This window comes from bacterium 336/3, from assembly GCA_001281695.1.
Taxonomy (GTDB): Bacteria; Bacteroidota; Bacteroidia; order Cytophagales; family Thermonemataceae; genus Raineya.
The window spans coordinates 3,867,559-3,880,710 of sequence record LJIE01000001.1 but is presented as its reverse complement, the minus strand read 5'-3'; the positions used below and the strand labels follow the sequence as shown (position 1 = coordinate 3,880,710).

Below are 13,152 nucleotides of genomic sequence, written 5' to 3'. Positions count from 1 at the left end.
AATTTATTTTACTTGTCTTTTTTTGATTTGATACTAGACTTCTTATTTTCTTGTTCTTTTGCCAATTTTTCGGCTTTTATCTTTTCTAATAGTACTGATGCAGGTTCATAATCTGCTTCTTTTTTACATTGTTCTATTTCTGCTTGGCTTAATAGCTTGCCTTCAAATGCTTTTTTTAAGATGCTTTGGCGTAATGCCTCTGATTTTTCGAGGCTTTCGGTAATGCTTTGTTCTATTTTGTCACAGACGGATAAACGTCTTTCTATTTCTTGGACGATTTGGGTTTGTTCTTGGGGTGAACATAAAGGAAATATTAGATTTTCTACATCTCCTACTCTTAAATGTTTTACACTTGTTCCTATTGCATCTTTATACATTCTTTGTTGAAATATCTCACTCAAAATATTATAGAACAAATATTTATTATTGAGAAATTGTTGAATAGTTCTCAGCAACATAGTTCTTTGCCCCAAGCATATTTTAGTTTGTTGTGGAATAATTGCAGCTTTGCCCATTGGTGCTTCCCTAGTAAAAATAATATCGCCAGATTGCGGAACGGCTCTTTTTGACCAGTATTTATATGTTTTTTCAGATACAAATTTTATTTCATTTACTAAATCTAATTTACCTTCTCGAATGTTTGTTGTACGTACTAAAAATATGCCTTCGCTTTCATAAGGAGCGGTTTTATTATGGCAATCAATCACAAATAAACAAGAGTTAATAAAAGTAGACCAACACCAGTTTTGAGGCAAATCAGTATTTGAAATTTTTATATCTAATTTTTTAAGTTTTGCCTTTATCCTTTTAGCTTCACTATTACTATTTAAAATTTCAATATCTAACCATTTATTTCGTTCTTCTTTTATTTGTTGTAAAAGTTCTTCAGCAGTAGGCAAGTTTGTTTGTTTCTCTCTCCATTCTTTGGTGAGTTCTCCCTCAAAAGCTTTTTTTAACACAGCTTGGCGGTAGATTTTGAGTTGGGCTTGGGCAGTTTTGAGGCTCTCTATGCCCTTATCCAAATCCGAAAATAATGCCTCTATTTTAGCTACTATGGCTCGTTGAATTGGGAGTGGGGCAAGAGGGAATAATATTTTAGATAAATTATTCTTTGAAATCCTTTTTCTTGTAGAACCACTTTGTAAACTTGCAATCTCTTTACGTATAAAAGGACTATTAATAATAAAAAGTAAAAATTTATTAGAAATGTATTGATTTGCTGTCCTAATTATTGCTACATCAACAACAGTTACATATTTCTCATCTTCTCTAAAAGGGAAGATTGCAGCTCTACCTAGCGGCTCAGGCATTCTTGCAAGAAGAATATCTCCATTTTTTAAATACGTACAATTTAATTCTATACTTTTCTCATAAGTTAAAAATCGATTTGATTTGTCTTTAAATATCCCATCTCCAATATCAGCTAATTGTATTAAACGAATATTTCCGTATTTGTCTTGGTCTTTACTTTCAACCCAATCACCATCACAAAAAATACCATCTTGTGAAATTAATTCATTTAGAGTACACTCTGCCCAATCATTTTTATCGTTGTTTGTCATTTTGTTAAGCTACTAATATTCCGTTAAGTTCATCAATAATTTCATTCATTTCTTTGCCAAAAAGCTGGTACATTTTACCTTTTCCTCCTTTCTCATCAAAAGGTGTATAGTCAAGGTCATCTATTTCTATGTGATAGGAATTAACTACGTGGTTTTTAATTTCTCTGAGCCATTCCATTTGTTCAGGTGTAAATCTATTATGTTTTCCTGCATTTTGTTTAAAAATCCACGTTTTAAAATTTTCGTCTATGGTTTTGTCAAAGGCTTGTAACTCCTTGTCAATACCACAAGCCCTGCGTATCAAAGAAACCAAAGCTGTGAGTTCGTCTGTTGGTTGGGTGCTTTTTACGTTTTCTAATTGTTTGTAAGCCTCCCAAACGTATTGTGGGGCAAGAGTTGGTTTGTCCATTTTCAGTTTTTCAAAGACCTCTTTTATCATTTTAAAAGTAATGTTTCTTCGGTTATAAGGTTGTTTGTAAAAAATAGTGAGAGCTTTTATTTCATCTTGGTTGGCAAGCAAGTAGTCGCTAAAATCTTTTACAATTTCTTTTGCTTTATCTACTGAGGCAGTATTCCACTCCGACTTGGTAACGGTATCAATGTTATATGTATCAATGATTTGTTCGTGTGTTTGTCGTACATGATCAATATAATCATTCAATTTTCCATTAAAAGTGGAAGATGCCTCATCAATCAATTCCTTTTGAGCTTGTTGCTGAGCTTCTACTATTTTTTCAGGGGTACGGTTTTGCTCAGGTATTGCCTCTATGATAGCCTTAGCTTTTTCTTCTATTTCATCTTTATCAAAAGCAGCTAACAGCTCTTTGCTGATTTGTCGGAGGCTTTTACCTTTAGAAAATTCCAATAACTTTTCTTTTTCCTTTTCAGTAATTTCTTTTTCCAAACGAATCAAACGGTTTGCTAAGGATAAAAATAAATCCTCATCAGTTACTCCCATCGTAATAGCTCCCAGAAGGTCTTTGAGTGCTACGGTAGGTTTTCGTTCCAAAGGTCTGCTATCGTTTTTTTTCGATTTGGTAACACCCACTGCATCTACAATGACAAAATGTGTTTTAGCTTGTGCCGTTTTAGATACCATCTGAAAACTATCTTTGTTGATAGTACGTGTACCTCTACCTTTCATCTGCTCAAAATAGTTGATACTTTTTACATCACGCATAAAAAGCAGTACTTCCAATGGTTTTACGTCTGTACCTGTTGCAATCATATCTACTGTTACAGCAATGCGTGGATAGTATGCATTACGAAAACGATTTAAGACTGATTTTGGATCCTCTTGAATTTTATAAGTGATTTTTTTGCAGAACTCATCACTTTCATTAAACTCATCTCTGACTATTTTGATAATATCATCTGCATGGCTATCAGTTTTGGCAAAAATTAAAGTTTTAGGTACTTCATATTCGCCTTTTTCGTCTTTTCGGTTGGGGAAAATAGTTGTCTGAAGAGCATTTTTAAACTCTCTGATGATATTTCTAATCTGACTTTGATTTACCACATTTTTATCCAAATCATTTTTTGTATATATAGTATCTTCATCTTCTTGTTGCCAGCGGGTTTTTCGAGTGAACTTATCTCTTTTATCTATCCACCAGCCTGCTTTAACTATGCTTCCCTTCTGCGAAATTTCAGTTTCAATGGTATAAACTTCGTAAGGTACATTTACGCCATCAATTACTGATTGTTCGTAAGTATATTCACTCACTACATTTTCTTCAAAGAAACCAAAAGTACGTTTGTCAGGAGTGGCAGTCAAGCCAATTAAGAAGGCATCAAAATAATCTAAAACTTGTTTCCAAAGGTTATAAATAGAACGATGGCATTCATCAACCACAATAAAATCAAATTGTTCAATTGATACATTAGGGTTGTATTCAATGGGCAAAGCCTGTTTGTTTTCTTGTTGCTCTTTTAACCAAGAAGATTCATTAGGGTTGTCTTCTTCTGCACCCTCATTTAATTCTTCGCCCTTCAGAATGGCATACATTCTTTGAATAGTAGAAATACATACCTGACTATCAGAAGCAATATAACTTGATGTGAGTCTTTGTACATTGTAAAGCTCTGTAAATTTTCTGTTGCTTTCATTGGGTTGGAAAGCCATAAATTCCTGTTCAGCTTGTTCTCCTAAGTTTTTAGTATCTACCAAAAATAAGATACGTTTGGCTTTGGCATGTTCCAGCAAACGGTAAATGAAAGTAGCAGCTGTAAAGGTTTTTCCAGCTCCAGTTGCCATTTGTATAAGGGCTTTGGGTCTGGCGTGTTTGAATGATATTTCAAGGTTATTAATAGCTTTGATTTGGGCAGGTCTTAGCCCTGTTTCATTCAATACAGGAATATCCTGAAGTCTTGCTCTTAAAGTTTTGTCTTTTTTTAACCAATCAGCAAGGGTTTCAGGTTTAAAAAACCAAAAAATGTTCCTGCCTCTTGGTTTGGGGTCTCTGGCATCTCTAAAACGAGTAATAGTGCCTGTACTTTCAAAAATGAAAGGTAAGGGGTCATTATTTAGGTACTTTAATTTTGCATTAGCATATTCAGTAGATTGGTCTTCTGCCGTTGTGAGCTGGTATCCATCCTCTTCTTTTTTAGCCTCGATAATTCCTATGGGCTTTTTATCTACAAATAATACATAATCAGCAAATTTTGTTCCTACCTGATATTCTCTGATAGCAACACCTTTGCCTGCACCTAAATCAATAGCATTTTTAGATTGTATAATCCAGCCCGCTTCTGTGAGCATATTATCTATTTTATCACGAGCAATTTGTTCAGGGTTTTGATTTTTATTTGTACTCATAGCTTTTACAAACTCTTTATTTCATTTTTTTCTATGGAGCATAGTTTTATAATCATTTCTGCTATTTCTTTTGAAAACTTTTTTGCAAGGTCTATTTTTAGCAAAAAAACCTCATAAACTTTTATGCTAATCTAAGGAATAAAAATATTCCACGCATCAGGGAATCCCTGATTTTGCAATCATGTAATAAAAAAAAATATTTCAATAAATTAAAGCACCAAAACAGCATTTAAAGTATATTATAGAACTTATGTGAGAGTTTTACTAATGTAATATTTTAGATTGAATTTCTTAAAATTGTAAAAAATAGATGTTGTAACATGCAATTGTGATTTAAGAATAGTAGATGTTTGTTCATAAATTTTATACAAAACTACCCCAAAAACTGCCTTAAATTTTTAAAAAACTGTGTTGAATGTATTTTTAAGGCTGTTATTTGACTCCCTACGAGTTCACAAAATATTAAAGAGGCTTATTTATAAAATAAGCCTCTTTTTATTTATAAAATTTGTATTTTTGTGCCTTCAATTTAAAATATAGTTTTGCATGATTTCGGTTGATAGCCTTACCGTTGAATTTAGTGGAAAAGCACTTTTCAAAGATATTTCGTTTGTTGTAAACCCTAAAGATAGAATTGCCCTCATGGGTAAAAATGGGGCTGGTAAATCCACATTACTTAAAATTATTGCAGGTGTCAATACACCTACAAAAGGCAGAATTTCTGCCCCTAAAGATGCTGTAATAGCTTATTTACCACAACATCTGATGACAGAAAACCACTTGTCTGTGTTTGAAGAAGCTACAAAGGCTTTTTCAGATCTCAAAAACATGGAACAAGAAATAGAAGTACTTAATAAAGAGCTTGAAACTCGTACAGACTACGATTCGGAAAGTTACTACGAACTTATTGAAAAAGTTTCTGCTTTGAGTGAGAAATTCTACACTATTGAGCAAATAAATTATGATGCAGAAATAGAAAAAGTACTTTTAGGTTTAGGCTTTGTTCGTGAAGATTTCTCAAGACCTACGAGCGATTTTAGTGGTGGTTGGAGAATGCGTATCGAATTGGCTAAAATCTTGCTTCAAGACCCAGACTTGATACTCCTCGATGAGCCTACCAATCATATGGATATAGAGTCTATTCAATGGTTAGAAGACTTTTTGATTAACTCAGCAAAAGCTGTAATTGTAATATCTCACGATAGAGCATTTATTGATAACATCACCAACCGAACCATTGAAGTCACAATGGGGCGTATTTATGATTATAAAGTAAATTACTCAAAATACCTAGAACTTCGTAAAGAAAGACGTGAGCAGCAACAAAAAGCTTTTGATGAGCAACAAAAAATGATTGCAGAAGTACAAGAGTTTATAGAGCGTTTCAAAGGAACATATTCTAAAACACTTCAGGTGCAGTCAAGGGTAAAAATGCTTGAAAAACTCGAAATTTTGGAGGTAGATGAAGAAGATACATCTGCTTTACGCCTTAAATTTCCACCTGCACCACGTTCTGGAAATTATCCATTGACAGTGGAAGGACTTTCAAAAAGTTATGGAGATCATGTGGTATTTTCTGATGCATCACTGACAATCAAGAGGGGGGAAAAAGTAGCTTTTGTAGGAAAAAATGGTGAAGGTAAATCTACACTGATCAAGGCTATTATGAGTGAAATTGATTTCGAAGGAAAACTCTCTTTGGGGCATAATGCCATGATAGGATATTTTGCTCAAAATCAGGCTTCTTTGTTAGATGAGAACATTACAGTTTTTCAAACGATTGATGAAATAGCAGTAGGAGATATTCGTACTAAAATTAAAGACCTTTTGGGTGCTTTTATGTTTAGTGGTGATGACATCAATAAGAAAGTAAAAGTACTTTCTGGAGGTGAAAAAACTCGTCTTGCCATGATTAAATTGCTTTTAGAGCCTGTCAATTTGCTGATATTAGATGAACCTACCAACCACTTGGATATGAGAACCAAAGATATTTTGAAAAGTGCTTTGAAAGATTTTGATGGAACAGTCATTTTAGTATCTCACGACCGTGATTTCTTGGATGGACTTGCCGAAAAAGTATATGAGTTTGGAAACAAGCAAGTCAAAGAGCATCTTTATGACATCAATGGATTTCTGCAACTCAAAAAGATGAATAATCTCAAAGAGATTGAACGTAAAAAGAAATAGAAAAAAGGCTGTATTTACAGCCTTTTTTGTTATCGTTTATTTTCTTTTAGATAAATTTTTAAACCAATTTCAGATTTAGTTTCACTGGTTTTATATAACTGAAAGGTTACCCCTCCAGCTTCATATTCTGCATTTTTTCCTAAATTATCCAATATCCATTTTTCTGTTTCTGTGGGTTTTGCATTGGTATAATTGAGAGATTTGATAAGGGCAGAAAAAAAAGCTTTGGTATCGTCTGTTACATCATTGGATAGAGCTTTTGCTTCTATCTGAAACACTTCGTTATCAGAGTCTCCCAATATTAAAAGGCTATATGTACGAATTGTATTAGAGGGTTTATAAAGATTCCAACGATTAAGTTTACGCCACATCATAGTTTCACCACTATCCAATTGAAAACCTTGTTTCTGAAATGTGGGATAAATAGCAGAAGCTTTTAAACCATCAATATATTTTTCTTTTTTTTGACAACCAGTAAAAGAACTGAAAATAGTAATCAATATTCCTAAAAATAAAAAATAAGCTGTTTTTTGCATAGATATAACATTAAAAGTTATAGAAATAAAGCTGAATTAATTCAGAAAAATAATAACCAAACTACAAAAAATATTTTAAAATTACAATGTATAGGTGTATTAGAAGCTCTTGCTTTTTTCAAGAATTTTTATAAATTTGTTTGAACACTAAAAATAAAGACAAACATGAATGCTTATAAAAATGCTTCTTATGTAGGCTTTGTTCTTTCTATATTGGGCTTAGTCGTTGCAATTTATGGATTTTCGTTTTTACTCAAATTACAAGATTTAGATACAAATGGTATCAAAGTAAAAGGAATAGTTGTTGAAATTGAAGAAAAGGCTATTTATCGGTCACCACGCATAAAATTTAAAACTCTGGAAGGCAATGAATATACTTTCATTAGTGATTTAGACCAAAACAAAGATTTATTTAATTATACGATAGGGCAAGAGGTGGAGGTGATTTACCATAAAGATGACCCCCAAAATGCAAGAATAAATGCTTTTTGGGAGCGAAATTTTGGACAAATATTTTTAGGCATATTTGGTGTGTTCTTAATGCTGTTTGGTTTATTTGTTAGATGGCGTTTTCTGCAAAAGGCAAAAAAATACAACTCTTAACGTTATTCAAACATTTTGTATTATGCATTATATCATATTATTTTTGATGTGGAGTATTCTCATTTCTTGCGAGCAAATAACAGGTAATGAGGCAAGTACTGAAATGCGAACAGATGTAGCCAAAGCTGTGGAAATGTTTTGTAGAGGGCAGAAAAAACAGGTTGAAATTTCAAGAAAAATATCCAAAATGAAGGAAAATGGACAAAACCCTTCTGAAGAAATTTTCAAAGAACTAGATGAAGCCAACAAAGATCTTGAAGCCTACGCTAATGCTGTCCAAGAAATTTCTGAAAAATATAAGGGCGAAGAAAGGAAATACGCAGAACTCCTCAAAGAAGGGCAGAAAAAATGTAAATATTAATCATATTCGTAAAAGTATTTGACAGCACTTTGAAGTTTTTCATTTATATAAATTCTTTCTTCGGTTAAAAGACCCTTGGTATTGTAGAAAAAAAGCGTTTTTACATGGGTATAATCTGACTTGAATGTACTACTTTTTAAAAGATTATTTTGATAAGTATAGCTTTGATAAGAACAGTTTTCTGGATAATTATCGCCTGAATAACAATTACTTAGAAGTCTATTCTCTTTATCATACACTATCACACTTGTAGATATAATCTTTTTTTGTTCATTATAACGGATTTGTGTCTCTTTTTTACCTATATCAGAATATTCAAACTCAATAAATTCCTCTAAATAAGGTATGTCCGTTTGATAATGCCAAATGGAGTCTATTTGAGTTTTAATACGAAGATTCTGATTATAAAAAAAATGGCTTCTTGAATGAATTTTATCATTGTATGTGTAGTAAGTAATATTTTCTAATAGACTATCTTTATATTTTTTCTCATATACTAAACTAACTGAGTCAGAATATTCTGTTTCTAATAATATATTTTCTTTAAAATATTCATTCTTTTCAGAATGATAGTGAGCGATTTCATTACCTTCTTGGTTATAAACATATTTTTTTATATCATAACTAATATCATGCTTTTTTAGAAAGGTATCAATCTGATGTATTTTGGTTGTCTGATTGATTAAAAGATATTTTTGATAGTCATAAAAAATTTCTTTATAGCTCTTTATGGATAATTCTAAATCATCATAAAAAGGGTAATAAATTTCTTTTATAAGAAGTCCATTCTTAGCATAAAAGTTTTCAAATTTCCACTTGCTCAAAGAAGGTATTATTCCATGTGTAGATAAAAGTCTAAGACTATTAATACCAAATATTTTGTTATTAGATTTATCAAGTTCTTTTTGATACAACAATGTCCCTTTACGCTTCAGTTTCCTCAAATAATTAGTTTCATAACCAAAAGCAGATACTTTTTTTGCATTATACTTAATGAAATCTTTATACTCCCATTGAGGTAAATCTTGAGGATAGATGACAGATGAGTAATGAACTCTTTGCCCAAAAATTAATGAAGTGTAAATATACAACCATAAAAGAAGAATAATTTTCATAGAGATTCTTTTGGTATAATTATCCAAATTTATAAATTGTGAGAGTATAAAAAAAACCTTTATGGACATTGTATTACGTAATTTGCAACCTGAAGACTGGCAACAGGTTGCTCATATTTATAAAGAAGGCATACAAACAGGGCATGCAACCTTTCAGAAAGAGCCTCCCACATGGGAAGGTTGGGATAAAGAGCATCTTAAAACTTGTAGAGTAGTAGCTGAAATAGATAATAAAATAGTAGGATGGGCTGCTCTTACCTCTGTTTCAGGGCAATGTGTGTATGAAGGTGTAGCAGAAGTGAGTGTATATGTAGCATATGCGTACAGAGGGCGTAAAATAGGTCTTCAAATTTTAGATAAACTCATTCATGATAGTGAAAAAGAAGGTATTTGGACGCTTCAGTCAGGTGTTTTTCCAGAAAATAAAGCTAGTATCAAAGTACATGAGCAAGCAGGTTTTAGAAAGATAGGTTATCGAGAGAAAATAGGGAAAATGAATGGCATTTGGAGAGATACAGTAATGTTGGAAAGGCGTAGCCCTGTAGTAGGTTTAGATTAAAGATAATATGAAATTTCATTTAATTCGTTCTGTGGAAATAGCAGGAGATAAAAGTAAGTTCAAAAGAGGTGATTTTGAACGTCTTTGTACTATGCTTACCCAAGATGAAAAGGTTGATTTCCAAAATGTAAAACTTAAAAACTTAGATTTAAATGGATTGAATCTTTCTAATTTTAACTTTAGAGGGACTGAACTAAAAAATATGAATTTTTCAGGATGCAATTTGGAGGCTTGTATTTTTGAAAAAGCAATCCTGATTGATTGCAATTTTTCAGATACAAACCTTAAATACTCTAATTTTTATGAAGTGAAAGGCATTCGTTCCAATTTTACAAATGCCCAAATGATATATTCTTATTTGAGATGGATGCAATTTGAGAGTTGTATTTTTCATCAAACCAATTTTTCTGAATCACTTCTTACCAGTACTGACTTTACAAATAACATCATGTCTGATAATCTTTTTGACTATACAGAAATGAGTGGATTAACTTTTCCATAACCTAAAATTTTAATGTATTAATCAATGTATCAATATCTTGTGTTGTATTAAACACACTCGTTGAAATACGTATAGATGAGCCTCTGACAGAAACATATATTCTATTAGCCTCCAATTCTTTCAATAAATTCTCAAGATCAATATTTTCTGGTAGAGAAATCCCAAAAAGGTGTTTACTTCTATATGTATCTTCTTCAATATGATAAGGACTGTTTTTTAAGAATTCAATCAATGGTTGGGTAAGATTTTCGGCATATTTTTCGATATGTTTCACATCCCACTTTAATAATTGCTTAATAGATTCATTGAACATGGGTAATAAAATGAAATTCCCTGTTTCTCCAACATTATATCTGCCAGCTCCTAAAGTATATTCATCTGTATAGTCTGTAAGTTTTGCAAAATTATGAGCATTGCTTCTATTTACCCAACTTTCTTCAAGAGGGGTGCCTCCAAAAAGCCTTTCACTGAAGTATATAAAACCCATAGAGTAAGGACCAAATAACCACTTATAAGAAGCACATACTAAAGCATCAATATTGCAAGTTACAACATCAATAGAGGTAGCTCCAACAGACTGCGTTCCATCTACAATAAAAAAAGTATTATTTTCTCTACATTTTTTGCCAATGGCTTCCAAATCGAATTTTGTTCCATCTGTCCAATGTACACTTGAAAGCACCACGACAGCAGTATCAGCATTGATAGCCTCTAAAAGAGACTCATTCCAATTTTTGCCACGCTTTTCTTTAGATTCAGGAGCTTTAATAATTTGAAGATTTTTGGCATTTTTTTCACACCACTTTTGTAAAGTGTAAAACCCACTTGGAAATTCATATTCCAACACTATAGCTTTATTTCCGTTATTTAAAGGTAAGTTGTTAATAGCTGATGCCATTCCATACGATACAGAAGGTACAAGAGCTATATTTGTAGCTTTAGAACTAATGAGTTTTCCAATATTTTCTTTTAATTCTTCAGCTTGTTCAAAAAAATCTTTGGGGCGAATGGTAGTTGGATTCCTCTTTCGGATAAGCCCTTCGATGCCTACATCTTCTACAGATTTTAGAAGAGGAGACATATAGGCACAATTTAGATAATGAATATCATCAGGAAGTTGGAATAAATGTTTTTGATTGTTCATAAATCATATTTTTATATAGAACGTTTAGAATACACAAAAATATATTTCAAAAGCATAAAAAAAGGCTACTGAAAAGTAGCCTCGTTTGTGTTACGAAGATTTTATTAAGTTCCAATACATTCGGGTTGCCAAAATGTGTTCACAAGGTCCTTTTCGGAGTTTATTGACCAAAAAGAAACCACACTCGCAAGTAGCATCAATGATTCGGTCATCATTATCAATCAGAACAGTCGTATGGTAAGTTCTACTACCATCAATCACTTTGCCTTTCAATAAAATGCCATTACCTTTTTGTTCGGTTGTAACTTGTACTTTGTTTTCTTTTAGAAATTTTGTTGCTTTTTCTTCTTGTGGGCTTGCAAAACGGAGTTGCTCCATAGGTAAGGGCTCTCTTGCAAGCTCTCGTACACGATAAACACCCAAATTCAAATCATAAATCACTCTGCCTGCTTGTGTATAAGCTGCCAAAGCCGAAGCAACTACATTGTTATCTAAATTCAAACGGCGAGCCAAAGCCCCTGAAGTTTCAAACCAGTTTTGTTTGAGACCATTGAATACTTTTTGTTGTGTATAACTATCTACTTCTGCTCTGGGAGCCATCAAATCGAAGTTTCCAGCTCTTGACCAATCGTTGGCTGTCCAGCCTGAAAGACCAAGTGTAAAAGACATATCATTTTCTAAATCAGCAATAAAAAACGAAGGCAAACCTGAACCCAATAACACTACTTTAAAAGTTTTTGCAATAGGTATCAGTCTTTCTAAAATTAACAAACGTCTTCTTCCCCAAAGTCTAACTTCTTGTGGCTTATCACCACCATAAATAGAACGTTTGAAAACCAATTCTTTATTCCAAGGCTCTACAATAATTTTGATAGGTTTATCAGGCTCTAAAATGAACCTTAATGAACGAGGGCTTACTTTTTCTTTAAAACGTCTCAAGAACTGACACAAACTAAATACATCCAATGGATGCAAATGAAATGTACTTGCAGGCATAGTCATCGCCGAACTCACTTGTAAAAAACCTCTTACCCATGAGTCTGGTAAATCAATTTTGACTTCTTTGTAAGAATCTTCATTGGTAGTTTGTACTTCAAAACCACTGGGGTCTATTTTGAAATCAGTTTCTTTATAATTTCTGATTTTCTGAAATTCATTATAAAGTGTTGAAGAGTAATCTATATTAGTTGTTCCACACTCAAACTCATTAATTTCTTTGAAAACATTATAACTACAGCTTAATTTTCCATAAGTAGATTCATCCTGACTGAAACACTCAAAAAATACTTCATCTGGATGTACCGTAATCACAGGGTCTAAAACAAACCAAGCTTCTTTATCTTTTTCATAAAGGAAATTGAAATATTCTTTTTTGGCTTTGTTGAAAGGTCCTAAATGTTTGTCTTTTTCTTTATAAACTTCGTTTAATTCTTGACGTACTTGGCTCACTCGTTCATTTACTTTGTCTATTTGCAAAGAATCCATATATTCTGAAAGCCAAATAGATTCTTGGGCAGCTGCCCACTCTTTGTAAGCTGTTTTATCTTTAGGCTTAAAACGCAAATCGGAAACTACTACATGATGCAATGCAGAAATAGCTTCCCTGAAAGAAATCTTTTTATCCAACTTCCCTACAAAAAAAGTAGGCTCACGCAATGTATCAGGAGCAAATGACATTGCTGTCTGATTTGCATTGCTCATTACATTCGTTTGTCCTCCGTATTTATAATTAAAAAGCATATAAGCAGTATTTTGAGTTATAAGT

10 protein-coding genes and 1 pseudogene are annotated in these 13,152 nt (G+C 32.5%); 5 read left to right on the top strand and 6 right to left on the bottom strand.

The genetic code is table 11. From position 1 onward, the window contains the following. Window positions 1–8: 8 nt before the first annotated feature. Window positions 9–1,199: pseudogene (locus tag AD998_18195) on the bottom strand (hypothetical protein). A 367-nt stretch (window positions 1,200–1,566) separates the two neighbouring features. Beyond that, window positions 1,567–4,380 carry a restriction endonuclease subunit R gene (locus AD998_18190; GenBank protein KOY87806.1) on the bottom strand — a complete coding sequence of 938 codons (2,814 nt, stop codon included), beginning with the start codon at window positions 4,378–4,380 and terminating at the stop codon, window positions 1,567–1,569. A 546-nt stretch (window positions 4,381–4,926) separates the two neighbouring features. Between AD998_18190 and AD998_18185 the strand changes: the two genes are divergently transcribed. Then, complete coding sequence (locus AD998_18185) at window positions 4,927–6,567, top strand: glycosyl transferase family 2 (protein ID KOY87805.1); 1,641 nt, start codon at window positions 4,927–4,929, stop codon at window positions 6,565–6,567. A 29-nt stretch (window positions 6,568–6,596) separates the two neighbouring features. Here AD998_18185 and AD998_18180 read toward each other — a convergent pair whose 3' ends face one another. Next, window positions 6,597–7,103, bottom strand: coding sequence for a hypothetical protein (locus AD998_18180; GenBank protein ID KOY87804.1), 507 nt, complete (start codon window positions 7,101–7,103; stop codon window positions 6,597–6,599). Between the two features lie 165 nt (window positions 7,104–7,268). On the opposite strand from AD998_18180, the gene AD998_18175 reads away from it, so the two are divergent. Further along, entirely contained in the window at window positions 7,269–7,706 is a 438-nt protein-coding gene (locus AD998_18175) for a hypothetical protein (protein KOY87803.1), read from the top strand. Window positions 7,707–7,752: 46 nt separating this feature from the next. After that, complete coding sequence (locus tag AD998_18170) at window positions 7,753–8,067, top strand: hypothetical protein (GenBank protein KOY87802.1); 315 nt, start codon at window positions 7,753–7,755, stop codon at window positions 8,065–8,067. Here the strand turns inward: AD998_18170 and AD998_18165 are convergent. Further along, window positions 8,064–9,182 carry a hypothetical protein gene (locus tag AD998_18165; GenBank protein ID KOY87801.1) on the bottom strand — a complete coding sequence of 373 codons (1,119 nt, stop codon included), beginning with the start codon at window positions 9,180–9,182 and terminating at the stop codon, window positions 8,064–8,066. The two genes, AD998_18170 and AD998_18165, sit on opposite strands and share 4 nt — an antisense overlap. A 61-nt stretch (window positions 9,183–9,243) precedes the next feature. Here AD998_18165 and AD998_18160 point away from each other — a divergent pair, with 61 nt between their 5' ends. Both AD998_18160 and AD998_18155 read left to right on the top strand, forming a co-directional pair. Next, window positions 9,244–9,741 (top strand): phosphinothricin acetyltransferase, encoded by a 498-nt coding sequence (locus tag AD998_18160; GenBank protein KOY87800.1) that lies wholly within the window; start codon window positions 9,244–9,246, stop codon window positions 9,739–9,741. A gap of 7 nt (window positions 9,742–9,748) precedes the next feature. Continuing rightward, window positions 9,749–10,243 carry a hypothetical protein gene (locus AD998_18155; protein KOY87799.1) on the top strand — a complete coding sequence of 165 codons (495 nt, stop codon included), beginning with the start codon at window positions 9,749–9,751 and terminating at the stop codon, window positions 10,241–10,243. Between the two features lies 1 nt (window position 10,244). On the opposite strand, the gene AD998_18150 is transcribed toward AD998_18155, so the two are convergent. Together AD998_18150 and AD998_18145 are read right to left on the bottom strand one after the other, a co-directional pair. Further along, window positions 10,245–11,387 (bottom strand): aminotransferase class V, encoded by a 1,143-nt coding sequence (locus tag AD998_18150; GenBank protein KOY87798.1) that lies wholly within the window; start codon window positions 11,385–11,387, stop codon window positions 10,245–10,247. A 90-nt stretch (window positions 11,388–11,477) separates the two neighbouring features. Continuing rightward, window positions 11,478–13,127: a hypothetical protein gene (locus AD998_18145; protein KOY87797.1), complete on the bottom strand. Its 1,650-nt coding sequence runs from the start codon at window positions 13,125–13,127 to the stop codon at window positions 11,478–11,480. Between the last annotated feature and the right edge of the window lie 25 nt (window positions 13,128–13,152).

Excerpts from the sequence above, each read along its gene's own strand:
- AD998_18190 (KOY87806.1), bottom strand. The coding sequence starts at position 4,380 with ATGAGTACAAATAAAAATCAAAACCCTGAACAAATTGCTCGTGATAAA.
- AD998_18185 (KOY87805.1), top strand. The coding sequence starts at position 4,927 with ATGATTTCGGTTGATAGCCTTACCGTTGAATTTAGTGGAAAAGCACTT.
- AD998_18180 (KOY87804.1), bottom strand. The coding sequence starts at position 7,103 with ATGCAAAAAACAGCTTATTTTTTATTTTTAGGAATATTGATTACTATT.
- AD998_18175 (KOY87803.1), top strand. The coding sequence starts at position 7,269 with ATGAATGCTTATAAAAATGCTTCTTATGTAGGCTTTGTTCTTTCTATA.
- AD998_18170 (KOY87802.1), top strand. The coding sequence starts at position 7,753 with ATGTGGAGTATTCTCATTTCTTGCGAGCAAATAACAGGTAATGAGGCA.
- AD998_18165 (KOY87801.1), bottom strand. The coding sequence starts at position 9,182 with ATGAAAATTATTCTTCTTTTATGGTTGTATATTTACACTTCATTAATT.
- AD998_18160 (KOY87800.1), top strand. The coding sequence starts at position 9,244 with ATGGACATTGTATTACGTAATTTGCAACCTGAAGACTGGCAACAGGTT.
- AD998_18155 (KOY87799.1), top strand. The coding sequence starts at position 9,749 with ATGAAATTTCATTTAATTCGTTCTGTGGAAATAGCAGGAGATAAAAGT.
- AD998_18150 (KOY87798.1), bottom strand. The coding sequence starts at position 11,387 with ATGAACAATCAAAAACATTTATTCCAACTTCCTGATGATATTCATTAT.
- AD998_18145 (KOY87797.1), bottom strand. The coding sequence starts at position 13,127 with ATGCTTTTTAATTATAAATACGGAGGACAAACGAATGTAATGAGCAAT.